Here is a 25,068-nt window from a genome sequence, read left to right as displayed (position 1 = left end):
GCGGTCATCACGTTTCCTAGGCGTGGGGACGTAGCAGCTCGCAGCAGCACACGCTCGACGACCACGGGGGTTGGCAGCACACGGACGGCGCACGCGCGCGCGAAAGATAAGGGCCGCGGTAGATGGCTGGACTCGCATTCGAGGGGCCGAACCCCGACGTCGACGTGCTCGACGGCATCAACGGCCTCGCGAAGGACGCCCCCCACTGGGTCAACAAGGCCATGGAGTACATCGGCGAGTACGGCATCATCGCCGCCCTCGCTGTGCTGTGCCTGATCGCCTGGTGGTCAGCGCGCCGCCGGCCGGGCGCCGCCGGTTCCGTCGCCGGCCTGGTGTGGGCCCCGCTGGCGGCCGGGATCGCGCTGCTGGCCAACATCCCGATCCGCGAGTTCGTCGAGCGGCCCCGGCCGTTCAAGGACCACGCCGGACTGGCGGTGCTGATCCCCGGCAAGAGCGACTTCTCGTTCGTCAGCGACCACGCCACGCTGACCATGGCGGTCGGCGTCGGGCTGTTCATCGCGCACCGCACCTACGGCCTGATCGGCATCGCGCTGGCGCTCGCGGAGGGCTTCTGCCGCGTCTACATGGGCGTCCACTACCCGACCGACGTGATCGGCGGCTTCGCGCTGGGCACCGCCGTCGCCCTGCTGCTCGCGCCGCTCGCCCAGGCCCTGCTGGTGCCGCTCACCACCGCGATCGGCCGCTCGAAGGTGTTCTGGCTGGTCCGCGCGCCCGGCGTGCCGGCGGACGGCCGTCCCGGCCAGGACGGCGAGGGCAGCCGGGTGGTCGCCTCCGGACCGGCGCTGCCGCGCGGCCCCAAGGAGCGGGACAAGGACCTGGCGGCCTGACGGACGCCCACCGGCCCGGCCCCCCTTACGGGAACGAAGACCTGGCGGATGCGGACGGCCCGGACCCCACGCGGGGGCCGGGCCGTCCGTATGTCCGCCGGCGGGCTCAGAGCGCCTGCGGGAAGGTGCTGAACAGCCGCTGCGGGTCGTAGGTCTTCTTGACCTGGGCGAGCCGTCCGGCGGCCGCCCCGTAGTAGGCGGTCTTCCAGTCGGTCAGGTTCGGGTCGGTGTAGTTCTGGTACGCGGCGCCCGAGGAGTACCGGCGCATCGCGTCATGGAAGGAATCCAGCCACGCTGTGCGGGTGCCGGGCGAGCCGCTCGCCGGCCAGGACGTCAAGTACTGGGCCAGGAACCGCGATCCGCGGTGCACGAACGCGGTGTCGGTGCGGCCCACGCGGTTGATCGCCCCGCCCAGCGCGGTCAGCGCCACGTTCCCGGCGACGCCCTTGCGGCCGCCGCGCTCGATCTGGTCCATCAGGGTCCGGATGCCGGCCGCCGACAGCGAACGGTCGAAGAAGTGCGAACGGGCCGCGTAGGTCTCGCGGCCCAGCTGGCCGCCGCCGGTGTGCCCGGGCAGCGAACCCGGCATGTGGCACTGCGCGGAGGTCTTCGACGAGCAGCCCGCGTAGCTCTCCATGGCGTCCAGGTAGCCGATCGGGGTCAGGTGCACGGTGGACGCCGGGCCGGGGCCGCCCGCCTGGTCGGCGAGCCGGTCCACGGCGTTCTTCAGATCGCCGTACGTCCCCAGGGAGAACGCCGCCACCGACACCCCCGGGGTGCCGCCGGGCCGGGCGTCGAGATGGCAGGCGGACCATATCTCGTCCGCCTGCACCGGCCCCCACTTCTGCCAGGACGCGACCACCTTCGCCGCCTTGGCCCACGGCCAGGTGATGTACGCCATCACCGCGCGCGGCGCCGGATGCGTACGGAAGCGCAGCTCGGTGACCACGCCGAAGTTGCCGTTGCCGGCGCCGCGCAGCGCCCAGAACAGGTCCGCGTGCTGCTTGGCGTCGCAGTCGACGGTCTTCCCGTCCGCCGTGACGACGGTCGCGCCGACCAGGCTGTCGCAGGTCAGCCCGTACGCCCGGGAGACCACGCCGTGGCCGCCGCCGAGCGTGAGCCCGGATATCCCGACGGTGGGGCAGGAGCCCCCGGGTATCGTCACGCCGTGCGCCGCCAGGCCCTGGTAGACGTCGATGAGCTTGGCGCCGGCGCCGATGCGGGTCACGCCGCCGGACGGCGCGCCCACCTTCGCCAGCGCGGAGACGTCGATGATGAGTTTGCCGTTGCCGCTGGACCAGCCCGCGTAGGAGTGGCCGCCGCTGCGGATCGCGACCTGGGTGCCGTACCGGCGGGCGAACGCCAGGCATTCGGCGACGTCGGCCGGGTGCTTGACGTACGCGATCGCCGACGGCTTCAGGTCGTCGTAGCGGGTGTTGTAGAGCCGCCGGGCGGCCGCGTAGGCGGCGTCCGAGGCGCGGACGAGCTTGCCGTCCAGGCTCTTGCCGAGCGCCGTCCAGGAGGCCGGGGTGGCCCGGCCGGCGGCGATCCGTGCGGGGACGGATGCCGCGTTGGTCTGCAGTGCGTCGGAGCCGGCCGTGGCGGAGGAGGAGGCCGCGCCCGTCCCGCCGCTCTTGTTGTCGCAACCGGTGGCCCAGACGACCGAGGTCGCCGCGAGTCCGCCGCCGGTCTGCAGGAGTGTGCGCCGCTTCACTGGGATGGATCCCCTCGATGTCGAACGGTCCTGCCCCGGTTGCCGGTGGCCCGGCTGGTCGTCGCGGGGCGGTCACGGGACCGCTGTTGCTTCCCTCACTAGGCAGATGCGTGAGGGGCGTTGGGGGTTCCCGGAACGGATTCCCTCATTCCACGGGGTGTTCGGGGCGGGGCCCGTCGCCGGCCTCCGACGCGTGCCGCTCCGCGTCCGTCCGCGCCTGGGAGCGGGCGCGCCGGGCCGGCCCGCGCCAGCCGCAGGCGCAGCGGGCCGTGCAGAAGGAGCCGCGTTCGGTGGTGGAGGTCGCATGCAGCGCTCGGTCGGGCACGCGCGCCACGCTACGCGCCTCGGATGTCGCCAGCGTGACGAGCCCCCGCAACGGTCGTTGAACGGATCGGTCGACGGAACGTCAGGCGCGCACGGGCGGGACGTCGGACCCTCCCGAGCGGACCGGCCGGCCAGGCCGGTCCCGAAGACAGCGGCCGAGGGGGCTCGTACGCGATGGTGGTGCAGGACAGGCGGGGCGGCCGGGCGGCCGCCGTGGCCCTGGCGTGCGGGACGGGTCTGGCGGTCGGACTGCTGACGGCGGGCTGTTCCTCCGAAGGCGCCGTGGCCGACGACCACGAGCCGCCCGGCGGGTCCGCCGCCGCGGCCGCCGCCCGGGTCCGCGGCAGCGCCGACGCCCTGCTCCGGGCCCGCTCGGCCCGGGTCCGCACGGCCATGGAGACGGACAGCGGCGGCACCCGCGTCGCCATCCGCGGCACCGGCGGCTACGACTTCACCACCGCCACCGGACGGCTCGTCGTGGTCCTCCCGGACCCGGCGGGCCGGCCGGGCGAGGGCCGCCAGCCGATCACCGAGATCCTCGCGCCCGGCGCGCTGTACATGAAGAACCGGGGGGCCGGGGTGCCGGCCGACAAGTGGGTGCGGGTGGAGACCGCCGCACTGTCCGACGGCAACCTCGTCACCGGCGGCGCCACCGATCCGCTCGCCGCGGCGGAACTGCTGCGCGGCGCACGGCAGGTGACGTACCAGGGCGAGGAGCGGCTGGACGGCGTGCCGGTGCGGCACTACCGCGGGACCACGGACATCGCGGTGGCCGCGCGGGCCGCCTCGGCGCGGAGCGGGCCGGCGCTGGTCGCCGCGGAGAAGGGGTTCACCACCGACGTGGTGCCGTTCGACGTGTATCTGGACGAGGCGGGCCGGCTGCGCAAGGTGCGCGAAAGCTTCCATTTCGCCAATGGCGCGCCCAAGGGGGCATCGGTGACGTCGACCACCGAACTGTCCGGTTTCGGGACGCCCGTCGTGGTCCGCCTGCCGGACCGCCGGGACATCTACGCCGGCAAGATCGCCTCCGCGGCCCCGTAGGGGCCCCGCCCGTCAGGGCCGGTCGCCGGGAGCGGAAATGGTCCTTCCGTGCCATGCGCGCGGCGTGCGCCCGTCCTTACGCTGGCGGTACCACCGCATGCGTGCGAGGCGCCCGGAGGAGGAGGTGTTGTCCGTGGCCGGCCACCGCCATTCGACGGCCCAGGACCACGTGGCCCTCGTGGAGATCGATCTGACCGGTGAGTTGATGATCGCGGCGGCGGCCGCGAGCGAGGACCGGCTCAGCCCGGACCGTATCGACGAGGTGCTGGACGTGGAGGCGAACGGAGCCGGGGGCGGGGCCGGCGGCGGGCCGTCCGGTGCCGCGGGACGTGGATAGCCCGCAGTCAGCTCCGCAGCATCCGCTCGATGGCCTTGGTGGCCTCCTGGACCTTGGCGTCGATGGCCTCGGGCCCCTTGACCGCCGCGTCGGCGACGCAGTGCCGCAGGTGCTCCTCGAGGAGCTGGAGCCCGAACGACTGCAGGCCCTTCGTGCTCGCCGAGACCTGGGTGAGTATGTCGATGCAGTAGACGTCCTCCTCCAGCATCCGCTGCAGTCCGCGGATCTGGCCCTCGATGCGGCGCAGTCGCTTGAGGTGTGCGTCCTTCTGCTGTGCGTAGCCGTGGACGCCGTGGGCCGGGGAGGTTTCTGCGGTATCGGTCACGGTGCGGGTGGTGCCTCGGGGGTCGTTTTCCGGCTGCGAGGAGTGGTCGGCCGCGGCGGCTGCGGTGCGGCCGGTGGTGTCGGCGTCCGTGGTCGTCATGGCCGTCTCCCGTGGTATTTAGGCGATCTATATACCCCTGGTGGGTATATGGTACCGAACTTTGCGGGCACTCGTGGTACCCCGTGCAGAGCATGCTGCCCGATGGGCGACACTGAAGGAATGCCGGTTAGCAGTGGCTGGATGATGCGCCTAGCATCAACTCGACCGAATCCGATGCACCCCGAGGATTTCACGTGCGTTTTCGTCTGACCCCCAGGGAGACGAGCTTCTACGACATGTTCGCCGCCTCCGCGGACAACATCGTCACGGGCTCGAAGCTCCTGATGGAACTGCTCGGGGCGGACGCCTCCGCACGGGCCGAGATCTCCGAGCGGATGCGAGCGGCCGAGCATGCGGGAGATGACGCGACCCACGCGATCTTCCACCAGCTGAACTCCTCGTTCATCACGCCGTTCGACCGCGAGGACATCTACAACCTCGCCTCGTCGCTCGACGACATCATGGACTTCATGGAGGAGGCCGTCGACCTGGTCGTCCTGTACAAGGTCGAGGAGCTGCCCAAGGGCGTCGAGCAGCAGATCGAGGTGCTGGCGCGGGCGGCGGAGCTGACCGCCGAGGCGATGCCGAACCTGCGGACGATGTCGAACCTCACCGAGTACTGGATCGAGGTCAACCGGCTGGAGAACCAGGCCGACCAGATCCACCGCAAGCTGCTCGCGCACCTCTTCAACGGCAAGTACGACGCCATCGAGGTACTCAAGCTCAAGCAGATCGTGGACATCCTCGAAGAGGCGGCGGACGCGTTCGAGCACGTCGCCAACACCGTCGAGACCATCGCGGTCAAGGAGTCCTGAGCCCTACGCCATGGACACCTTCGCGCTCATCGTGACCATTGCGGTCGCGCTCGGTTTCACCTACACCAACGGCTTCCACGATTCGGCGAACGCGATCGCGACCTCGGTCTCGACCCGGGCGCTGACCCCGCGGGCCGCCCTGGCGATGGCCGCGGTGATGAACCTCGCCGGTGCTTTCCTGGGCAGCGGCGTCGCCAAGACGGTCAGTGAAGGGCTGATCGCCACCCCGCACGGCAACCACGGGATGGGCATCCTGTTCGCCGCGCTGCTCGGCGCGGTGGCCTGGAACCTCGTCACCTGGTACTTCGGCCTGCCCTCGTCGTCCTCGCACGCCTTGTTCGGCGGCATGGTCGGCGCCGCGCTGGCCGGCGGGACCGAGGTGATCTGGTCCGGGGTGATCGAGAAGGTCGTCCTGCCGATGTTCATCTCGCCGGTGATCGGCCTGGTGCTCGGCTACCTGGTCATGGTCGTCATCCTCTGGCTGTTCCGGCGGTCCAACCCGCACAAGGCCAAGCGGGGCTTCCGCATAGCGCAGACCGTCTCGGCCGCCGGCATGGCGCTCGGGCACGGCCTGCAGGACGCGCAGAAGACCATGGGCGTGGTCGTGATGGCCCTGGTCATCGCCGACGTCGAGGACAAGGACGCGGCCATCCCGATCTGGGTCAAGCTGGCCTGTGCGATCACCCTGTCGCTCGGTACGTACGCGGGCGGCTGGCGGATCATGCGCACCCTCGGCCGCCGGATCATCGAGCTGGACCCGCCGCAGGGCTTCGCCGCGGAGACCACCGCCGCGTCGGTCATGTACACCGCGTCGTTCATGTTCCACGCGCCGATCTCCACGACGCACGTCATCACGGCCGGGATCATGGGCGTCGGCTCGACCAAGGGCTCGCGTGCGGTCCGCTGGGGCGTCGCCAAGAACATCGTGATGGGCTGGTTCATCACGATGCCCGCGGCGGCACTGGTCGCGGCGCTCGCGTTCTGGCTGATCCAGCTGGCCTTCGGCTGACGCACCGGCCGGCGAGCACTCCGGCCACCACCACGCAGTGGGCCCGCCCCCGGGAAGGAGGGGCGGGCCCTTCGCCTTGCGGTGGCACCGCCATGCAGCACCGCAGGACGTTTCTGGGGCGGCCGGCCGGTGGGCCTAGCCGAAGCGGCCGGAGATGTAGTCCTCCGTGGCCTGCACCGACGGGTTGGAGAAGATCCGCTCGGTCTCGTCGATCTCGATCAGCTTGCCGGGCTGGCCGACCGCCGCGAGGTTGAAGAACGCCGTACGGTCCGAGACCCGCGCCGCCTGCTGCATGTTGTGCGTCACGATGACGATCGTGAAGCGCTCCTTCAGCTCACCGATCAGGTCCTCGATGGCGAGGGTGGAGATCGGGTCGAGGGCGGAGCAGGGCTCGTCCATGAGCAGCACCTGCGGTTCGACGGCTATCGCGCGGGCGATGCACAGCCGCTGCTGCTGGCCGCCGGACAGGCCCGAGCCGGGCTTGTTCAGCCGGTCCTTGACCTCGTTCCAGAGGTTGGCGCCCTTGAGGGACTTCTCGACGATGTCCTTGAGCTCGTTCTTCTTGTACGAGCCGTTCAGCCGCAGCCCGGCCGCGACGTTGTCGAAGATCGACATCGTGGGGAACGGGTTGGGGCGCTGGAAGACCATGCCGACGGTGCGGCGGACCGCGACCGGGTCCACACCGGTGCCGTAGAGGTTCTCGTCGTCCAGCAGCACCTTGCCCTCGACGCGGCCGCCGGGGGTGACCTCGTGCATCCGGTTCAGGGTGCGCAGGAACGTGGACTTGCCGCAGCCGGACGGGCCGATGAAGGCGGTCACCGTGCGGGGCTCGATCGTCATGGAGATGTCGTCGATGGCCTTGTGGCCGCCGTAAAACGCGGAGAGGCCGCTGACGTCGATTCGCTTGGCCATGGAAATCACTGCTTCTTTCGCGGGGGTACGTCTGGTCGCTGGGTGGGCCGCGTCAGCGACCGGCGTGCTGGGGGGCCTTCCAGCGGGCGATGCCGCGGGCCACCAGGTTGAGGATCATGACGAAGGCGATGAGGACCAGTGCCGCGGCCCAGGCGCGGTCGTAGGAGGCCTCGGAACCCTGCTGCCACTGCTGGAACACGTACAGCGGGAGCGACTGCTGGGCGTCTTCGAAGGGGTTGTTGTTGATCGTCTTTGCGCCCCACACGAGGAGCAGCACCGGTGCGGTCTCGCCGGTGATGCGGGCGATGGCGAGCATCACGCCGGTGGTGATGCCGCCGATCGACGTCGGCAGGACGACCTTGAGGATGGTGCGCCACTTGGGGACGCCCAGGGCCAGCGAGGCCTCGCGCAGCTCGTTGGGGACGAGCTTGAGCATCTCCTCGGTGGAGCGGACCACGACCGGCATCATCAGGATGGCCAGCGCCATCGACCCGGCGAAACCGGACGGGCCGAAGCCGAGGATCAGGATCCACACGGACAGGATGAACAGGCCGGCGACGATCGACGGGATGCCGGTCATCACGTCGACGAAGAAGGTGACGGCCCGGGCGAGCCGGCCGCGGCCGTACTCGACGAGGTAGATCGCGGTGAGCAGACCGACCGGCGCGGCGATCAGGGTGGCCAGGCCGACCTGCTCCAGGGTGCCGATGATCGCGTGGTAGATGCCGCCGCCGGGCATGGCGTCCGGCAGGGTGCCCATCGAGTGCGACAGGAAGTAGCCGTTCAGGACCTTGCTGCCGCGGGCGACGGTCTCCCAGAGCAGGGAGGCCAGCGGGACGACGGCGAGCAGGAAGGCGACCCAGACCAGGCTGGTGGCCAGCCGGTCCTTGGCCTGCCGGGTGCCCTCGACGGCCGCGGACAGCACGAAGGTGCCGCCGATGAAGAGCAGGGCGGCGATCAGGCCCCACTGGACGGTGCTGTCCAGTCCGGCGGCCAGCCCGATGCCGCAGCCCACGCCGACCGCGACCAGCGCGAGCACCGGCGGGGTCCAGCGGGGCAGCCGGGCCTGCTTGAGGGAGACCGGGAGCGGATTGCGGCCGTTGGCGACCGTACGACGGTCCGTCACCATACTCATGCGGCGGCTCCCGAGTACTCCTTGCGGCGGGCGATGATCAGGCGGGCCGCGCCGTTGACGAGCAGCGTGATCACGAAGAGGACGAGACCGGAGGCGATCAGGGCGTCCTGGCCGAACTGGTCGGCCTCGCTGAACTTGCTGGCGATGTTCTGCGCGAACGTGCCGCCGCCCGGGTCGAGCAGGCTGGCGCTGATCAGGAAGCTGGGCGAGAGGACCGTGGCGACGGCCATGGTCTCGCCGAGGGCGCGGCCGAGGCCGAGCATGGAGGCGCTGATGACGCCGGAGCGGCCGAAGGGGAGCACCGACATCCGGATGACTTCCCAGCGGGTGGCGCCGAGGGCCAGCGCGGCCTCCTCGTGCATCCTCGGGACCTGGAGGAACACCTCGCGGCTGACGCTGGTGACGATCGGCAGGATCATGATCGCGAGCAGGATGCCGACGGTGAACAGCGAGCGGGCGGCGCCCTGGGAGTAGCTGAAGATCCCGGTCCAGCCGAGGTAGTCGTTCAGCCAGCCGTAGAGGCCGGACAGGTGCGGGACGAGGAAGAGCGCGCCCCACAGGCCGTAGACGATGCTGGGCACCGCGGCGAGCAGGTCGATGACGTAGCCGAGCGGCGAGGCCAGCTTGCGCGGGGCGTAGTGCGAGATGAACAGCGCGATGCCGACGGCGACCGGGACCGCGATCAGCATGGCGATCACCGAGCTGACGACCGTGCCGAAGGCGAGCACCGCGATGCCGAACTTCGGCTCGGTGCCGGTGGCGTTCCAGTCGAACGTGGTGAGGAAGTCGGCCTTGTCGCCGGAGATGGCGAGCACGGACCGGTAGGTGAGGAAGACCGCGATGGCGGCCATGATCACCAGCAGGGCGATGCCGGAGCCCCGGGAGAGCCCGAGGAAGATCCGGTCACCGGGGCGGACCGCCTTGCCCGAGACGGACGGACGCACGTCTCCGGGTGGTGGCGGGTTGTCTATGGAAGAAGCAGTCATGGATTCTCCGGTCTGCGGAGTCCCGGGGGACTCCAGGCGCGGCGGTGCACCGGACGGGTGGCGGCCCGAAGGGGGCCCTTGTGGAAGGGCCCCCTCGGCCGTGTGGCGACGGTCGGGCCGCCACCCGGGTGGGTCAGGAGAGGGTCTTGACGGTGGCGCGGACCTTGTCGGCGATCTCGGTGGGCAGCGGGGCGTAGCCGAGGGCCTTCAGGGCGTCCTGGCCGTCCTTGCTGGCGACGTAGGTCAGGAAGGACTTGGTGGCCGGCAGGGTCTCGGCCTTGTTGCCCTTGTCGCAGGCGATCTCGTACGTCACCAGGGTGATCGGGTAGGCGCCCTCGGCCTTGGTGGTGTAGTTGAGCTGCAGGGCCAGGTCGTTGCCCTTGCCGACCTGCTTGGCCTCGGAGATGGCCTTGGAGGCGTTGTCGACCGTGGCCTCGACCGGGGCCTTGGCGCCGGTGTTCAGCTTGACCGTGGGGATCTTGCCGGAGGTCGCGTAGGACAGCTCGAAGTAGGAGATCGCGCCGCTGGTCTGCTTGACCTGCGAGGAGACGCCGGCCGAGCCGGACGCCGCCTGGCCGCCGGTGCCCTCCCACTTCTTCGCCGGCTCGTGCTTCCAGTCGCCGGGCGCGGCACCCTTGAGGTACTTGGTGAAGTTGTCGGTGGTGCCGGAGTCGTCGGAGCGGTGGAAGGCCTGGATCTTCAGGTCCGGCAGCTTGGCGCCCGGGTTCAGCTTCTTGATCGCGGCGTCGTTCCACTTGGTGATCTTCGAGTCGAAGATCTTCGCCAGGGTCGGGGCGTCCAGGACCAGGTTGTCCACGCCGGGGACGTTGTAGCCGACCGCGATCGGGCCGCCGACCATGGGCAGGTCGACGGCCTGGCCGCCCTTGCAGACCTGCTTGGACTTGGTGATTTCCTCGGGCTTGAGGGCCGAGTCGGAGCCCGCGAAGGCGGTCTGGCCCTGCAGGAAGGTGGTCACGCCGGCGCCGGAGCCGGTCGGCTGGTAGTTGATCTCGGTGTCCTTGCAGGCGCCCGAGTAGTTCTGCACCCAGACGTCCATGGCGTTCTTCTGCGCGGACGAGCCGGACGCGAGCAGCTTGCCCTTGCCCTCGCACTTGATGTTCGAGGTCTTGGCGGCGCTGCCGCCACCGCTGCCGCCGGTGGTGTCGTCGGAGCCGCACGCCGTCAGGGCCAGGGCACCGGAGACGGCGAGAGCGCCAACGGCGAGGGCGCGAACCCGGTTCTTGCGCTGAAGCTTCACTGTCGGGAATTCCTTCCTGGGGCGCGCCGCATCGTCGGCGTGCGAAGTGGTGAGCTGTGTGGTGACCGCCGTGGGGGTGCGGTTGAGGCGTGTTTTCTGCCGTGTCGCGCTTGCCTTCCGGGCGTGACGCGCACTCGGTACGGCCGAAATTAGGCAGATCAGGTGAAGCCGCCGATGGAGGGGAGTGAACGCAGGGTGAACCTCGGCCATCGGCTGGGTGCGTGGAAAGAAGTGCTCGCCCACCCGTACTAAAGGGCCCGTCGCTCTGTTGAATTACCGGCCGGTATGGCAGCATCCGCGCCGGAGAGTTGACGCGAATCGGTGCGGAACGACCGGAGGTGGCTGGTGGGGAGCCAGGGGGCACGGCAGGGCGTTCGGGATGTACGGGGTGCACAGGGTGTAACGGGTGAATCGGGCGGGCCGGCCGGCACGGGCCGCCGGCTGGCGGTGTGCACCGCCGTCGTCCTGTGCGCCACGGGCCTGCTGGGCGCCACGGCGTCCACCGCGTACGCCGACGACCCGAAGGACCCGCCCGCGGGCGCCGGGAAGGCCTCAGGCGATGCGGACGCCGGCGCCCGCCACCTCGACGACGTGCGGAAGAAGATCGACGCCCTCTACCGCAAGGCCGAGCAGGCCACCGACGCCTACAACGCCGCCAAGGAGCAGGTCGAACGCCAGCAGAAGGAGATCGTCAAGCTGGCCCGCACCATCGACCGCACCCAGCACGACCTGGCCGCCCTCAAGCGGCAGGCGGGCGCCCTGGCCAGCGCGCAGTACCGCGGCGGCGGGCTGCCGGCCGAGGCGAAGCTGATGCTCGCCTCCGACCCGGAGGCCTTCCTCGACAACGCCACCCTGGCCCGCAAGGGGCAGCTGGCCGCCAAACGCGTGATCAGTCAACTCGCCCACCTCCAGGGCGATTTGCAGAACTATTCCGACGCCGCGACCGACCGCTGGGAACAGCTGGAGGCGAACCGCAAGAAGAAGGAAAGCGCCCGCAAGGACATCGAGAAAAAGATCGACGCGGCGAAGGAGCTGGAATCCCGGCTGGCCGCGAAGGAAAAGGCCCGGCTGCAGAAGCTGGAGGACGAAGCGGCCTTCCGGGAGCAGCAGAAGTGGCTCGACTCGGGCGTACTGGACGAGATCAGCAATAAGGCGTCGGCGGCCGGCCGTAAGGCGATTTCCTACGCCACCGCACAGCTCGGCAAGGATTACGTGTGGGGCGCCGAGGGCCCGGACACCTTCGACTGCTCCGGGCTCACCCTGCGGTCCTGGGAGCATGCCGGGCGGACGATTCCGCGGACCTCGCAGGAGCAGTGGCGGCAGCTGCCGCACGTCGCGCTGCAGGACATGCGGCCGGGCGATCTGATCATTTATTTCTCCGATGCCAGCCATGTCGGGATGTATCTCGGTGACGGCGCGATCGTGCACGCCCCGCGGCCCGGCCGGCAGGTGACGATCACCGGGGCCGGCTCGATGCCGATCCTCGGGGTGGTCCGGCCGGACGGTGATCCGCGGCACCATGACGCGGATCACGTCCGCGATAAATGACCGGATTGTTTCCTCTCCGAGAGTTGCCGGCTTGTCGCCGAATGCACTCAAGCGGGGTGATATTCGTCATTCCGTATTCCCCCCGGCCCAGGTCAAATGCCTTATCGGCCGCGGCATATGACGATGGCCGATTGCCGATGGCCATTCCGTACCGCTCCGTTCTGGCGCTATGGTCGCCTGTCAGTGCCCGGTGCGTGCCCGTTCGACAGACCCAAGAGCGGAGCGGAGCCGGGCACCGTGGTGCGCCGGTCGGCGCCCATGGCCCCTCGGGGGGAGGGAAGGAAGCAGACCCATGCCCGTACCCGTACCGCACCCGCGGACGGTCGTGCTGCCGCACCAGGCAGGACCGGTGGACGACGCCTGCGCGCTTACCGCGCAGGTCGCCGGCGCGCCGGGCGCGGGGGACGCGACGGACCGGGGCACGGACGCCCCGGAAATCGAACAGCGACTTTCGGCCGATCACGGCCCGGTCCACCAGGGCCTGACCCTGCTCCTCATCGGCGAGGACCCCAACAGCCACGTCCCCGACATGTGGGACTGGGCCGGCCGCAAGGTACGGCTGCGCACCGCCCGCAACCTCACCGAGGCCGAGCGGCTGCTCACCGACGACGTGCACTGCATCCTGCTCGACCTGCCGCCGGCCGAACCCGCCGACCGCGCCGACCGTGCCGCGGGCGAGCGCGGCAGCGGCCCTGGCGGCGGCCCTGGCGGCGGCCCTGGCGATGCCCTGGGCATGCTGCGCGACGTCCTGCGGCTGGCCCCCTCGCACGCCGTCCTCGTCCTCACCTACGAGACGGACGCCGAGCGCGCCGCCGACGCCGTACGCGTCGGCGCCCAGGACTACCTCTTCCGCGACGAACTGGACGGCGCGGTCCTCAGCCGCGCCGTGCGCTACGCCGTCGAACGCAAACGCGCCGACCTCGCCCAGCGCCAGCTCACCGAGTCGCGGATGCTCGCCCAGGAGAACGCCCGCCTGGAGCGCGGACTGCTGCCCACCCCGCTGCTGGACGGCTCCGACCTGCGGTTCGCCGCCTGCTACCGCCCCGGCCGCAGCCGCGCGCTGCTCGGCGGCGACTTCTACGACACCGTGCGCACCGCCGACGGCACCGTGCACGCCATGATCGGCGACGTCTGCGGCCACGGCCCGGACGAGGCCGCCCTCGGCGTCGAGCTGCGGATCGCCTGGCGCGCGCTGACCTTCGCCGGACTGTGCGGCGACGAGCTGCTCGCCACCCTCCAGAAGGTGCTGGAGCACGAGCGCGCGGACGACGAGATCTTCGCGACGCTGTGCACCGTCGACATCTCCGCGGACGGCCGCCGCGCCGGACTGTGCCTGGCCGGGCACCCCGCGCCGCTGCTGGCCCGGGCCGGTGAGCGCCCGCAGCTGCTGCCGTACGAATGCGGCGGTCCGGCGCTCGGCCTGCTGCCGGAGGCCCGCTGGCCGCGCCGCCAGGTCGAGCTGGGCGGCTCCTGGAGCCTGATGATGTACACCGACGGCCTGATCGAGGGCCGGATCGGCGAGGGCAACCAGCGGCTCGGCCAGGAGGGCATGGCGGAGCTCGTCGGCCGGCAGATGGAGTCCGGGCTGCAGGGCGACGCCCTGCTGGACGCGGCCGTCCGGGAGGTACGCGACCTCAACGGCGGCGAGCTGACGGACGACGTGGCCGTGCTGCTGCTGGACCGCCGCTGAGCGGCGCGGCCGCGGGCTTTCCGCACGAAGGATGACGAGGGCCCCGGAAGGATTCCGCGGGCCCCGGGGGCTCAGCGCCCGCCGTTGAACGGCCCGTAGGGCCCGTCCGAGCTGGAACCGCCGCGCCGCGGACCGCCGCCACCGCCGGAGACCGCACGCAGCGCCGGCCGGACGTCGACGGTGTAGACGATCACCGCGATCACGCCGATGATCGGCAGGAACGACATCACCGGCAGGATGAACAGCAGGGCCGTGGCGATCGCCAGGAAGATCAGCCACATGCCCTTGGTCTGCTTGCTCGCCGCGCGGTAGGCGTCCTCGCGGCGCACCGCGGCGTCGATCAGCATCACGGCGGCATAAATGCCCAGGGCGAGCTGCGCCCAGCTCAGAATCGACTGGAACCCGTAGATCAGCACGCCGTCCTCCGCCCGTTCGCCTGCCGTGTGGTCTGGTGCAGTGTGGTCCGACTGCCCGGCCATCGAGGGCCGGGGGGCGCCGGCTGCCGCCCGTGCGGCCCCACCGTACCCGCACAACGGGCCGGGCACGCCAAGTGTGCCCGGCCCGGCCGTGATCCGCGCCTCAGTGCGCGGTGCGCGGCCGTGCGCTCACTTCGCGGAGGGCGGGGTGCTCTTCTTGGCCGGCGCCGGCGCCGGCGCCGGTGCCGGCTTGCGCTGCGCGACCGGCTTCTTCGCCGCGGCCGACTTGGTCTGGGGCGAGCTGGTGGACTTGGCCGACGGGGCGGCCTTGCTCTGCGTCTTGGAGCCGTTGGCGGTGCCCGTCTTCGCGGTGCCGCTCTTGGCGGCGGGCTTGGCGGGGGCCGGCTCCGGCTCGATCGCCACCGCGACGTCCTCGGTGCGGTTGGCCACCTCACCGCGCCAGGTCGCCACCGCGCCCCGGCCGCGCTCGGCCAGCTCCTCGTAGCCCTCCCGGGCCTTCACCGCGGTCTCGGCGACCCGGCCGACGCCCTGCAGCGCCAGCTCCTGCGCCTGGTCGCGGAACTTCTTGAAGTCGCCGTCGAGCGACTCCAGCAGCTCGGCCAGCTTCTCCTGGGCGTCCTTGGCCTGCTTGGTAACCAGGGCCTGGACCTCCTTGGGATCGGTGCTGCGGACGGAATCGAAGCGCTTGGGCGCCTCGGCCCGGAGCCGCTCCACCAGCTGCGGCACCTCGCCGAGCTTCTCGGCGGCCAGATCGATGGTGCCGGCCACGGCGTAGAGCGGGGTTGCGTCGGTCAGGACCTTGCGGAGCTCATCGGTGTTGATGGCCATGACGTGGTTCCTCCTGGAACGAATCGGTTGCTCAGGTGGCGTGCGGGCCGTCGTCGGCCTCGGTCTCATGGGCGTCCGCCTCGCGTCCGTCCGCATGGCCGCCCGCTGCCCGGTCCTCGCGGCTGACCAGTCCGTTCTCCTTGCGGAAGGACTCGTAGATCTGCAGCAGGACCTGTTTCTGTCTCTCGTTCAGCGCCGGGTCGGTGAGTATCGCGGTCTGCACCTCGACCCCGTCCAGACCGCGTCGCTCATCCAGAATTCCGGCCTGGACGTACAGCGTCTCGGCGGATATACGCAGCGCCTTGGCCAGCTGCTGGAGGATCTCCGCACTGGGCTTGCGCAGGCCGCGCTCGATCTGGCTGAGGTACGGATTGGACACCCCGGCGGCATCCGCGAGCTGCCGCAGGCTCAGCTGCGCGGTGCGCCGCTGCTCCCGCAGGAACTCGCCGAGATTGCCGACGTTGAGTGATGCCATGCCTCGATGGTGCCTCGCCGTGCTAACTATTGCAAGCAAGCGCTAGCAAAAGTGGTACATGCGGGGAACGAGTGCCACACCGGTCAGGAACGAAGAAGCGCGGCCTGCCGCCCGCCCGTAGCGTGAGCCGCACGACGAGGCGCCTTCCCGCGACCCGGCGGGCACCATGGCAGTTCCAGCAGAGGGAGACACCGATGAGCAGGGCCCCGAGAGCGGACGGGCAGTCGCCGGCGCCGCACGTTGCCGACCGCCACGAGTGGATCCGCGTGCACGGCGCACGCGTGAACAACCTCAAGGACGTCAGCATCGAGATACCGAAGCGCCGGCTGACGGTGTTCACCGGCGTCTCCGGCTCGGGCAAGAGCTCGCTGGTCTTCGACACCATCGCCGCCGAGTCGCAGCGGCTGATCAACGAGACCTACAGCGCCTTCGTGCAGGGCTTCATGCCGAACCTGGCCCGGCCCGAGGTCGACGTCCTGGACGGGCTGACCACCGCGATCGCCGTCGACCAGCAGCGGATGGGCGGCGACCCCCGCTCCACGGTCGGCACCGCCACCGACGCCAACGCGATGCTGCGGATCCTCTTCAGCAGGCTCGGCAAGCCGTACGTCGGCCCGCCCGGGGCCTTCGCCTTCAACGTGCCCTCGGTCAGCGCGTCCGGTGCGATCAAGGTGGAACGCGGCGCCAAGAAGGCGGAGAAGGTCTCGTTCCACCGGGTCGGCGGCATGTGCCCGCGCTGCGAGGGCCGGGGAGCGGTCTCCGACCTGGACCTGTCCCAGCTGTACGACGACAGCAAGTCGATCAACGAGGGCGCGTTCACCGTCCCCGGCTACACCGGCGGTGGCTGGAACTCGCGGCTGTACGCGGAGTCCGGCTTCTTCGACCCGGACAAGCCGATCCGCAGGTTCACCAAGAAGGAGCTGCACGACCTCCTGTACCGCGAGCCGACCCGGATGAAGATCGCCGGCATCAACATGACCTACGAGGGTCTGATCCCGCGCATCCAGAAGTCGATGCTGTCCAAGGACACGGAGTCGATGCAGCCGCACATCCGGGCGTTCGTGGAGCGGGCGGTCACCTTCACCACCTGCCCCGACTGCGACGGCACCCGGCTCGCCGAGCACGCCAGGAAGGCCAAGATCAAGAAGATCTCGCTCGCGGACGCCTGCCGGATGGAGATCAGGGACCTCGCCGACTGGGTGCGCACCCTCAAGGAACCCTCGGTGGCGCCGCTGCTCACCGCGCTGCAGCAGACCCTCGACTCGTTCGAGGAGATCGGCCTCGGCTACCTCTCGCTCGACCGCCCGGCGGGCACCCTCTCCGGTGGCGAGGCGCAGCGCGTCAAGATGATCCGCCATCTCGGTTCCTCGCTCACCGACGTCACGTACGTCTTCGACGAGCCGACCGCGGGCCTGCACCCGCACGACATCCGGCGGATGAACGACCTGCTGCTGCGGCTGCGGGACAAGGGCAACACGGTGCTCGTCGTGGAGCACAAGCCCGAGGTGATCGCGATCGCCGACCACGTCGTCGACCTCGGCCCCGGCGCCGGTACGGCGGGCGGCACCGTCTGCTTCGAGGGCACCCTCGACGGGCTGCGCGGCAGCGACACCGTCACCGGGCGCCACCTCGGCGACCGCGCCTCGCTCAAGGACGCGGTGCGCACGCCCGACGGCGTCCTGGAGATCCGCGGCGCGACCGCGAACAACCTGCGGAACGTCGACGTGGACATCCCGCTGGGTGTGCTCACCGTGATCACCGGCGTCGCCGGCTCCGGCAAGAGCTCCCTCGTGCACGGGTCGATCCCGGCCGCGGAAGGGGTGGTGTCGGTCGACCAGGCACCGATCCGCGGCTCCCGGCGCAGCAATCCGGCGACGTACACCGGGCTGCTCGACCCGATCCGCAAGGCGTTCGCCAAGGCCAACGGCGTCAAACCGGCGCTGTTCAGCGCCAACTCGGAGGGCGCCTGCCCCACGTGCAACGGCGCCGGCGTCCTCTACACCGACCTGGCGATGATGGCCGGCACCGCCACCACCTGCGAGGACTGCGAGGGCAAGCGGTTCGAGGCCTCGGTGCTCGACTACACCTTCGGCGGGCGGGACATCGCGGAGGTGCTGGCGATGCCGGTGACGGAGGCCGAGGAGTTCTTCGCCACCGGGGAGGCACGTACCCCCGCCGCGCACAAGATCCTGCAGCGGATGTCCGATGTGGGCCTCGGCTACCTCACCCTCGGCCAGCCGCTCACCACCCTCTCCGGTGGCGAGCGGCAGCGGCTCAAACTGGCCACGCACATGGCCGAGAAGGGCGGCGGCCGATCCGTCTTCGTACTTGACGAGCCGACCGCGGGCCTCCACCTCGCCGATGTCGAGCAGCTCCTCGGCCTGCTCGACCGGCTCGTCGACGCCGGCAAGTCGGTCCTCGTCATCGAGCACCACCAGGCGGTCATGGCCCACGCCGACTGGATCATCGACCTCGGCCCCGGCGCCGGCCACGACGGCGGCCGCGTCGTCTTCGAGGGCACCCCGGCCGACCTGGTCGCCACCCGTTCCACCCTCACCGGCCAGCACCTCGCGGAGTACGTCGGGAGCTGAGGAGGGCCGGGCAGCGGGCCGCCCGCTGCCCGGCTGTCGCTGGTCGCAGGCAGGCCCCCGAACTCCCCAAAACCCTCCGTGACCTGGGCAAATACTCGATAATGGAGGTATGTCGACACATCACGACGACAGGAGTGAACCCTTGACCACCACCCCTGACCTCCGCCCGGACGCCCCCGCCGCCGGCGCACGTTTCTCGCCGCTGCAGGACCTGATGTACGGCCACATATACGCCGATGCCGTGCGCGCCGTCATCGTGCACGGCATCGCGGACCTCCTGGCCGACGGCCCGCGCACCGCCGAGGACCTGGCCGAGCGCTCGGGCACGCAGGCCGTACCCCTGCGCCGGATCCTGCGGATGCTCGCCACCCGGGGGCTGTTCCACGAGGAGAACGGGGCGTTCGCCCTGACGGAGAGCGGGACGGGCCTGCGCGCCGATGTGCCCGGCTCCCAGCGCGCCACCGCCCTGCTGTTCACCGACGAGATGTTCCGCCGGTCCGCCGAGAACATCCCCGACACCCTGAGAACCGGGGAACCCGGCTTCGAAACCGCCTACGGCGTCCCCTTCTTCGCGCACCTGTCCGCCACGCCCGACAAGAGCCGCCTCTTCGACGCCGCGATGACCTCGCGCACCGGCCAGGCGGACGAGGACATCGCCGGCGCCTACGCCTTCCCCGACAGCGGCACGGTCGTGGACATCGGCGGCGGCCGGGGCGGCCTGCTCCGCGAGGCCCTCACCCGCTCCCCGGGTCTGCGGGGCGTCCTCTTCGACCGGCCCGAGACCGTCGCCGGCCATCTGCTCGGCACCGCGGAGCTCGACGGCCGCTGGCGCACCGAAGGCGGCGACTTCTTCACCGCCGTACCGGAGGGCGGGGACCTCTACCTGCTCAAGAACATCCTGCACGACTGGCCCGACGAGGACTGCCTGCGCATCCTGCGCACCATCCGCCGGGCCGTGGCGCCCGGCACGCGGCTGCTCGTCGTCGACGCGGTGCTGCCCGCCGACGGCTCCCCGCACCCGGCCCTCGCCCTCGACATCGTCATGCTCATGGTCGTACGGGGCCGTGAACGCACCGCCGCCGAGTTCGAGGACCTCCTTACCCGCTCCGGCTTCCGCCTCCACCGCATCGTCCCGACCCGCGCCATGTCCTCCCTCATCGAGGCCGAGGCCACCGGCGAGGCGGTGCCGGACTAGGCCGCGGACGGCCCGGTGACCGCGGCCCGGTAGGCGTCCAGGGCGGGGCGGGGCTCGCGGCCGAGGAGCGTACGCAGCGCGTTCGCCTCGATGCCGGAGCCGTCCAGGAAGCCGCCGGCGATCGCCGAGTACGTGCCCACCAGCATCGGGACCTGGTACGGCAGCGCCCCGCCGGACGCGGCGATCGCCTCCCGGGCGGCGCCGAGCGAGCCGGGTTCGTACGAGCCGCCGACCGCGTCCGCCAACTCGGCGCCGCCCAGCGCCCGTTCGCCCACCAGCTCGTACACCCGCCCGGCGTGCCGCTCCGGCTCGGTCGCCACCCGTGCCGCCACGGCCGCGAGGTCGGCGCGGGCCACCGCGGCCAGCCGGCCCGTGCCCAGCGGCGCCGCGATGGTGCCGTCGGGCCCGGGGGCGGCGATGGCGGCGAGGAACTCGGCGTACAGCCCGTTGCGCAGCACCGTCCACGCCAACGGGCCGCGCGCGAGGCGGCGTTCGGTCCAGCGGTGGGCCAGCGCGTACGCCAGGTGGTCGCCGTCGCCGCTGAGGCTGGTGTAGACGAGGTGCCGCACGCCCGCCTTCTCGGCCGCCGTGATCGCGGCGTCGTGACGGGCGATGACGATGTCGTCCTCGCCGTAGCCCGCGGAGATGAGCAGCAGGGTGTCCACGCCGGTGAAGTCGAGGGAAGCCGGGTCGTCGAAGTCGATGCGGCGTTGCGGGGCTTGGGCGGGCCGGGGGGCCTGAGTGGCCTGAGTGGCCTGGGTGGAATCTGTGGTGGAGTCGGGTGTGCGGGTGCCGAGGACGACGTCGTCCCGGCCGGCCAGTTCGGCGGCGACGAGACGGCCGAGGGCGCCGTTGGCGCCGGTGATCAGAATCATGGGATCCCCCTCCTGAGCTGTGTGGTCCCATCATCCGGAGGGCAACTACGGCGCGTAAGGAGGCACTTTGATGTCAGTAGGGCACACGGGGGTAACCGCCTCGGCGGCACCGGAACCGGAAGCGGTGTCGGGGGCGGTTTCGGTGTCGGAGCCGGGAGCGGGGCCGGGGCCGGAATCGGGGTCGGCCGGGCTGGTGATCGAGTGTGAGACGCCGCAGGACGAGTGCGGTGTCCGGGACGCACTGGACCGGCTCGGGGACAAGTGGTCCGTCTACGTGGTGGTCGAACTCTCGCCCGGCACCAAGCGGTTCAAGGAGCTGCAGCGCGCCATCCCGGGCAACATCTCGCAGCGGATGCTGACCCTCACCGTCCGGCGGCTGGAGCGCGACGGGCTGGTGAAGCGGACCGTGTACCCCACCGTTCCGCCCAAGGTCGAGTACGAGCTGACGGAGCTGGGGCGCAGCCTCACCCACCTCGTGAAGGCCCTCGCGGACTGGTCGATCGCCCACCGCCCGGCCATCGCCGCCTCCCGGGCGGCCTGGGACGCCGCCCACGCGGACGGTGCGCACGCGGACGGTGCGCACGCGGACGGTGCGTAACGGTACGTCCCGAGGGCTGAGCCCCCTTCCGCCCCGGCTCCCGGCCCTTTCGCCCCGGCTTTCGGCTCACTCCCTGAGCCAGAAGCTGGTGGCGTCGAGCCAGGCGTCGAGCAGCGCCTCATCGCCGACGACCTCGACGTCGCCGCCGGGGCCGCCGGGGGCGAACCGCCGGCCGTAGACGAACAGCAGCAGGTCGGCCAGCGGGCCTCGGGCGGTGACGGTGGCCGGGCCCCTGCCGCGGCGCGAGGCGAGCGTGTCGCCGTCCAGGCCGACCAGCCATTCCGCGCCGGCATCCGGGGCGGTGCCGGTGGCCCGGAAGCACAGGGTCCGGCCGCCGGCCAGGAGGGCGGGCAGGTCGGGCCTGGTCTCGAATACGGGCGGCAGGTGGCCGAAGCTCATCCACTCGTCCAGGGCGTCGGCGGCGACCGCGTCGTCCACGGTGAAGTCGGCGCCGACGGCGAAGGCCGCGTCCGCGCGGTGCACCACCGTCTCGTGGGTCATACGGCGGGCCCAGAAAACCGGCGTGCCACCGGGGCCACGGTCCACACCGCGGCCTCCGGCCCCGCCGTCCGCAACGCGTCCGCCAGTTTGCCCGGCGCCTTCGGTGAGCCATCCGGCGAGTTCGGCCGGGTCCTGGTCCGTCGCGTCGGAGACGTTGTTGATCCGCTCCTCGGAGACCGGCCCGGTGGCCCGGGTCCGCACGATCGTCTCCACCCAGCGATGCGCCTCGCCCAGGTGGCGCAGCAGCTGGCCGAGGTTCCAGCCGGGGCAGGCGGGGACGGGCGTGGCCAGTTCGGCACCCTCGACATGGGACACCAACAGGGCGGTCTGCGCGACGATTTCGGAACAGTGGCGGTCATAGCTCATCGAAGCCATCGAAGGAGACATGGCGTCACGATAGGGCGCCACCGGACCGGCCCTCACCGGATTTCCCACCGGCGGTTCCCGTAGGGCGCCGGGTCCGGCCGGGTCCCGACGATCACCGTGGCGTACAGCTCCGCCGAGCGCGCGATCCGCGGGCGCAGCCCCGCCCCGGTGAACGCCTCGACGGCCCGCGGCGCCTGCCGTTCGCTCGTCTCGACCAGCAGATGCCCGCCGGGCGCCAGCCACTGCGGCGCGGCCCCGGTCACCCGGCGCAGCACGTCGAGGCCGTCCACCCCGCCGTCGAGTGCCACCAGCGGCTCGTACTCGCGGGCCTCCGCGGGCAACAGCCCCACCTCTTCGGTCGGTACGTAGGGCACGTTGGCCACCAGGACGTCGACGCGGCCGCGGAGCCCGGGGGCAGCGGGCCGAAGAGGTCGCCCTCGTAGACCGCGCCGCCGACGGGCCCGACATTGCGGCGGGCGCAGCGCACCGCGGCGGGCTCGACATCGGCCGCGTACAGCTCGACCCGTTCCAGACCGGCGGCCAGCGCGGCGCCCACCGCTCCGGAGCCGCAGCACAGATCGACGACCACCGTGGGCCGCCGGCGCGCCCCGGACTCCGGGCCGACGGGCCGGCGCCGCAGGCCGAGCGCCTGCTCCACGAGGAACTCCGTACGGCGGCGCGGTACGAAGACACCCGGGTCGACGGCGATCCGCAGCCCGCAGAACTCCGCCCAGCCCAGGACGTGTTCCAGGGGTTGGCCGAGGGCGCGGCGTTCCACCATGGCGGCGAGTTCATCGTGGCTACGGGCGGTGGCGCACAGCAGCGCCGCCTCGTCCTCGGCGAAGACGCAGCCGGCGGCACGCAGCCTGGCGACGACGTCCGGGGGTGAGGGGAGTGCGGAGCGTGCAGGGCCTGGGGGGCTTGCGGGGCCCGAGGGGCGTGCGAGGTGCGGTGACGGCATGGGTGGTGAGCCTTTCGGGGCGCCGAGGGCGGGCCCGGCTCACCTGTGCCGGAAGGTCACCTGAAGCGGTGGACCACGCGGACGGGAGACGGGCGCGCCTGCCTGAACTGGCGGGGTATCGGTCTCACCTCCTCGGTCACTCCACGGCTGGGACGGCACACAGTACCTGACGGCATGTGAGCGAGCGTCACTCGATCGAACTGATTTTCAGGAAAGTACTTGTCGAAGTGGAAAGTACTTGGCATGCTGAAAGCACGGGTTCGGCGGGGGAGCCGAACCGATGGAACGTCAGGGGGGGACTGATATGCCCGAGCAGGCATACGCATCCGAGGACGCGGCGGCCGCGCTGGCCCGCGCACAGGAGTTGGGCAGTACGGTCCGGGCGAGCACGAAGTGGTCCGTCCGCTACCAGGTGATCTTCGGCTGCGGGTCCGGGGTGATGGTGCTGGCCCTCGGATTGCTGGGACAGCCGTACGGAGTGGCGCTCAGCAGCATCCTCTGGTGCGCCACCGTGGGCGGACTGTCGGTCTACGCCGCCCGGCAGCGGGTCGCCCGGCGCGGCTTCGGCCGCTGGCACGCCGGCCTGATCATCGCCTGGGGTTTGCTCTACAACGCGGTGCAGGTGCCCGGCTTCATCTGGTTCCAGGGAGTCACGGCGTGGTGGGTGGCCGGAGCGGTCCTGGTGGCCCTTCCGGGGCTGATAGGCGGCTACGCGGAGGCCCGCCGGTGAGCAGCTCGCGGCAGTTGCCCCAGGGGGCTCATCCGCGGCACGGGCTCGACGAGGTCATCCACGCGCCCGTCCGCTTCTCCATCGTGGCGACCCTGGCGGCCGCCGACAAGGCCGAGTTCGCCTTCGTCCGCGATACCGTCGAGGTGAGCGACTCGGTCCTCTCGCGCCAGGTCTCCACCCTGGAGAAGGCCGGCTACGTCGCCGTCACCAAGGGCTACGTCGGCAAGCGCCCGCGCACCTGGCTCGCCCTGACCTCCGACGGCCGCAGCGCGTTCGCCGCCCACTGCCAGGCCCTGCGGGCGATAGCCGAGGGCATGGGCTGACGAGCGGAGGCCGAGGCCGGGACCGGTCCCGCACCGCGCCGTGTTGACTTGGAGCGCACTCCAACTCCTACCGTCCAGAACGGGATTGATCACACGGCCCGCCGGCCCGCCGGCCCGTCCAGGAGGTACCAGCACTATGACCACGACGACCGTTCCCCAGCGCAAGCTCGGTGAGCTGGAGGTATCCGCGCAGGGGCTCGGCTGCATGGGGATGAGCCACGGTTACGGGGAGTCGGACGACGCGCAGTCGATCGCCACCATCAACCGGGCGCTCGACCTCGGCGTCACCTTCCTGGACACCTCCGACTTCTACGGCGCGGGGCACAACGAGGAACTGATCGGCCGGGCCATCGCCGGGCGGCGGGACGAGGTCGTGCTGGCGACGAAGTTCGGGTTCGCCAACCGGCTCGGCGAGCCGACCGCGATCCGGGGCGACGCGGCGTACGTACGGCAGGCATGTGACGCGTCGCTGCGCCGGCTCGGGGTCGACCACATCGACCTCTACTACCAGCACCGGGTCGACCCCCAGGTGCCGATCGAGGAGACCGTCGGGGCGATGGCCGAGCTGGTCGCGGCCGGCAAGGTGCGCTACCTCGGACTGTCCGAGGCGAGCGTGGCGACGCTGCGCCGGGCGCATGCGGTGCACCCGATCGCCGCGCTGCAGAGTGAGTGGTCGCTGTGGACCCGGGATCTGGAGCAGGAGGTCGCGCCGGTCTGCCGGGAGCTCGGGATCGGGCTGGTGCCCTTCTCGCCGCTGGGACGAGGGTTCCTGACGGGGCGCTACACCAGCGTCGAGGGCATGGCGGAGACGGATGTGCGACGGACCCAGCCGCGGTTCGCCGACGGCAACCTTGAGCAGAACCTGGCCATCGTCGAGAAGCTGAACGAACTCGCCGCGGAGAAGGGAGTCACTGCCGGGCAGCTCGCGCTGGCCTGGGTGCAGCACCGCGGGGACGACGTGGCGCCGATCCCCGGGACCCGCCGCCAGAAGTACCTGGAGGAGAACATCGGGGCGCTCGCCATCGAGCTGTCCGCCGGGGACCTCGCCGCCATCGATGCCGCGGCCCCGGCCGGCCAGGTGGCCGGAACCCGGTACGACGAGGTGAGCCTGAGCTTCGTCGACGGCTGACCGGCCGGGGCCGGCCAC

General features: G+C 71.3%; 25 protein-coding genes and 1 pseudogene. 13 read left to right on the top strand and 13 right to left on the bottom strand.

The window, feature by feature from the left end; all coding sequences use genetic code 11:
* Positions 1–122 precede the first annotated feature (122 nt).
* The gene (locus OJ254_RS06595; protein WP_265361620.1) at positions 123–848 is read left to right on the top strand and encodes a phosphatase PAP2 family protein; all 726 of its coding nucleotides are present in this window, start codon (positions 123–125) and stop codon (positions 846–848) included.
* 106 nt (positions 849–954) lie between these two features.
* On the opposite strand, the gene OJ254_RS06590 is transcribed toward OJ254_RS06595, so the two are convergent.
* Both OJ254_RS06590 and OJ254_RS06585 read right to left on the bottom strand, forming a co-directional pair.
* Positions 955–2,562, bottom strand: coding sequence for an FAD-binding oxidoreductase (locus OJ254_RS06590; RefSeq protein ID WP_265361619.1), 1,608 nt, complete (start codon positions 2,560–2,562; stop codon positions 955–957).
* 145 nt (positions 2,563–2,707) lie between these two features.
* The gene (locus OJ254_RS06585; protein ID WP_423835846.1) at positions 2,708–2,887 is read right to left on the bottom strand and encodes a hypothetical protein; all 180 of its coding nucleotides are present in this window, start codon (positions 2,885–2,887) and stop codon (positions 2,708–2,710) included.
* Positions 2,888–3,060: 173 nt separating this feature from the next.
* Here OJ254_RS06585 and OJ254_RS06580 point away from each other — a divergent pair, with 173 nt between their 5' ends.
* The gene (locus OJ254_RS06580; RefSeq protein WP_265361617.1) at positions 3,061–3,927 is read left to right on the top strand and encodes an SCO4651 family lipoprotein; all 867 of its coding nucleotides are present in this window, start codon (positions 3,061–3,063) and stop codon (positions 3,925–3,927) included.
* A gap of 124 nt (positions 3,928–4,051) precedes the next feature.
* Positions 4,052–4,264: a hypothetical protein gene (locus OJ254_RS06575; protein WP_423836002.1), complete on the top strand. Its 213-nt coding sequence runs from the start codon at positions 4,052–4,054 to the stop codon at positions 4,262–4,264.
* A gap of 7 nt (positions 4,265–4,271) precedes the next feature.
* Here the strand turns inward: OJ254_RS06575 and OJ254_RS06570 are convergent, their stop codons facing one another.
* On the bottom strand, positions 4,272–4,688 hold the full coding sequence (locus tag OJ254_RS06570; protein ID WP_265361615.1) for a metal-sensitive transcriptional regulator: 417 nt from the start codon (positions 4,686–4,688) through the stop codon (positions 4,272–4,274).
* A gap of 194 nt (positions 4,689–4,882) precedes the next feature.
* On the opposite strand from OJ254_RS06570, the gene OJ254_RS06565 reads away from it, so the two are divergent.
* Together OJ254_RS06565 and OJ254_RS06560 are read left to right on the top strand one after the other, a co-directional pair.
* On the top strand, positions 4,883–5,503 hold the full coding sequence (locus OJ254_RS06565) for a DUF47 domain-containing protein (RefSeq protein WP_265361614.1): 621 nt from the start codon (positions 4,883–4,885) through the stop codon (positions 5,501–5,503).
* A gap of 10 nt (positions 5,504–5,513) precedes the next feature.
* Positions 5,514–6,512 (top strand): inorganic phosphate transporter, encoded by a 999-nt coding sequence (locus OJ254_RS06560; RefSeq protein ID WP_265361613.1) that lies wholly within the window; start codon positions 5,514–5,516, stop codon positions 6,510–6,512.
* 135 nt (positions 6,513–6,647) lie between these two features.
* Here the strand turns inward: OJ254_RS06560 and pstB are convergent, their stop codons facing one another.
* The 4 genes from pstB to pstS all read right to left on the bottom strand — a co-directional run bounded on the left by pstB (position 6,648) and on the right by pstS (position 10,803).
* Positions 6,648–7,424, bottom strand: coding sequence for a phosphate ABC transporter ATP-binding protein PstB (pstB, locus tag OJ254_RS06555; protein WP_265361612.1), 777 nt, complete (start codon positions 7,422–7,424; stop codon positions 6,648–6,650).
* Positions 7,425–7,476: 52 nt separating this feature from the next.
* Positions 7,477–8,559 carry a phosphate ABC transporter permease PstA gene (gene pstA / locus OJ254_RS06550; RefSeq protein WP_265361611.1) on the bottom strand — a complete coding sequence of 361 codons (1,083 nt, stop codon included), beginning with the start codon at positions 8,557–8,559 and terminating at the stop codon, positions 7,477–7,479.
* Positions 8,556–9,545, bottom strand: coding sequence for a phosphate ABC transporter permease subunit PstC (pstC, locus tag OJ254_RS06545; RefSeq protein ID WP_265361610.1), 990 nt, complete (start codon positions 9,543–9,545; stop codon positions 8,556–8,558). Before pstC ends, pstA begins: the two co-directional genes overlap by 4 nt.
* A 133-nt stretch (positions 9,546–9,678) precedes the next feature.
* Positions 9,679–10,803, bottom strand: a complete 1,125-nt coding sequence (pstS, locus tag OJ254_RS06540; RefSeq protein ID WP_265361609.1) for a phosphate ABC transporter substrate-binding protein PstS — start codon at positions 10,801–10,803, stop codon at positions 9,679–9,681.
* 447 nt (positions 10,804–11,250) lie between these two features.
* On the opposite strand from pstS, the gene OJ254_RS06535 reads away from it, so the two are divergent.
* Together OJ254_RS06535 and OJ254_RS06530 are read left to right on the top strand one after the other, a co-directional pair.
* Positions 11,251–12,351 (top strand): C40 family peptidase, encoded by a 1,101-nt coding sequence (locus tag OJ254_RS06535; protein WP_265361608.1) that lies wholly within the window; start codon positions 11,251–11,253, stop codon positions 12,349–12,351.
* Positions 12,352–12,643: 292 nt separating this feature from the next.
* Positions 12,644–14,041 (top strand): PP2C family protein-serine/threonine phosphatase, encoded by a 1,398-nt coding sequence (locus tag OJ254_RS06530; RefSeq protein WP_265361607.1) that lies wholly within the window; start codon positions 12,644–12,646, stop codon positions 14,039–14,041.
* Positions 14,042–14,112: 71 nt separating this feature from the next.
* Here the strand turns inward: OJ254_RS06530 and OJ254_RS06525 are convergent, their stop codons facing one another.
* The 3 genes from OJ254_RS06525 to OJ254_RS06515 form a co-directional block, all read right to left on the bottom strand.
* Positions 14,113–14,457, bottom strand: coding sequence for a DUF2516 family protein (locus OJ254_RS06525; protein WP_265361606.1), 345 nt, complete (start codon positions 14,455–14,457; stop codon positions 14,113–14,115).
* 189 nt (positions 14,458–14,646) lie between these two features.
* Positions 14,647–15,306 carry a hypothetical protein gene (locus tag OJ254_RS06520; RefSeq protein WP_265361605.1) on the bottom strand — a complete coding sequence of 220 codons (660 nt, stop codon included), beginning with the start codon at positions 15,304–15,306 and terminating at the stop codon, positions 14,647–14,649.
* Between the two features lie 31 nt (positions 15,307–15,337).
* Entirely contained in the window at positions 15,338–15,781 is a 444-nt protein-coding gene (locus OJ254_RS06515) for a helix-turn-helix domain-containing protein (protein ID WP_030415894.1), read from the bottom strand.
* 194 nt (positions 15,782–15,975) lie between these two features.
* Here OJ254_RS06515 and OJ254_RS06510 point away from each other — a divergent pair, with 194 nt between their 5' ends.
* Together OJ254_RS06510 and OJ254_RS06505 are read left to right on the top strand one after the other, a co-directional pair.
* Entirely contained in the window at positions 15,976–18,372 is a 2,397-nt protein-coding gene (locus OJ254_RS06510) for an ATP-binding cassette domain-containing protein (RefSeq protein ID WP_265361604.1), read from the top strand.
* A 142-nt stretch (positions 18,373–18,514) separates the two neighbouring features.
* Positions 18,515–19,567, top strand: coding sequence for a methyltransferase (locus tag OJ254_RS06505; protein ID WP_265361603.1), 1,053 nt, complete (start codon positions 18,515–18,517; stop codon positions 19,565–19,567).
* Here the strand turns inward: OJ254_RS06505 and OJ254_RS06500 are convergent.
* Positions 19,564–20,442 carry an NAD(P)H-binding protein gene (locus tag OJ254_RS06500; protein ID WP_265361602.1) on the bottom strand — a complete coding sequence of 293 codons (879 nt, stop codon included), beginning with the start codon at positions 20,440–20,442 and terminating at the stop codon, positions 19,564–19,566. The genes OJ254_RS06505 and OJ254_RS06500 overlap by 4 nt on opposite strands.
* 193 nt (positions 20,443–20,635) lie before the next feature.
* Here OJ254_RS06500 and OJ254_RS06495 point away from each other — a divergent pair, with 193 nt between their 5' ends.
* Positions 20,636–21,040 (top strand): winged helix-turn-helix transcriptional regulator, encoded by a 405-nt coding sequence (locus tag OJ254_RS06495; protein WP_265361601.1) that lies wholly within the window; start codon positions 20,636–20,638, stop codon positions 21,038–21,040.
* A 66-nt stretch (positions 21,041–21,106) separates the two neighbouring features.
* Here OJ254_RS06495 and OJ254_RS06490 read toward each other — a convergent pair whose 3' ends face one another.
* Positions 21,107–21,907 (bottom strand): maleylpyruvate isomerase family mycothiol-dependent enzyme, encoded by an 801-nt coding sequence (locus OJ254_RS06490; RefSeq protein WP_265361600.1) that lies wholly within the window; start codon positions 21,905–21,907, stop codon positions 21,107–21,109.
* A 53-nt stretch (positions 21,908–21,960) separates the two neighbouring features.
* Positions 21,961–22,868: pseudogene (locus OJ254_RS06485) on the bottom strand (putative protein N(5)-glutamine methyltransferase).
* Positions 22,869–23,172: 304 nt separating this feature from the next.
* On the opposite strand from OJ254_RS06485, the gene OJ254_RS06480 reads away from it, so the two are divergent.
* The 3 genes from OJ254_RS06480 (at position 23,173) to OJ254_RS06470 (ending at position 25,050) form a co-directional block, all read left to right on the top strand.
* Positions 23,173–23,598: a hypothetical protein gene (locus OJ254_RS06480; protein ID WP_265361599.1), complete on the top strand. Its 426-nt coding sequence runs from the start codon at positions 23,173–23,175 to the stop codon at positions 23,596–23,598.
* The gene (locus OJ254_RS06475) at positions 23,595–23,921 is read left to right on the top strand and encodes a winged helix-turn-helix domain-containing protein (protein WP_265361598.1); all 327 of its coding nucleotides are present in this window, start codon (positions 23,595–23,597) and stop codon (positions 23,919–23,921) included. Before OJ254_RS06480 ends, OJ254_RS06475 begins: the two co-directional genes overlap by 4 nt.
* Positions 23,922–24,057: 136 nt before the next feature.
* Positions 24,058–25,050, top strand: a complete 993-nt coding sequence (locus tag OJ254_RS06470; RefSeq protein WP_265361597.1) for an aldo/keto reductase — start codon at positions 24,058–24,060, stop codon at positions 25,048–25,050.
* The last annotated feature ends 18 nt before the right edge of the window (positions 25,051–25,068 follow it).

The organism is Streptomyces endophytica, from assembly GCF_026153355.1.
In the GTDB taxonomy this organism is placed as follows: domain Bacteria; phylum Actinomycetota; class Actinomycetes; order Streptomycetales; family Streptomycetaceae; genus Streptomyces; species Streptomyces endophytica.
Note: the sequence above shows the minus strand (reverse complement) of the source record. Positions and strands in the feature narration are given on the sequence as shown.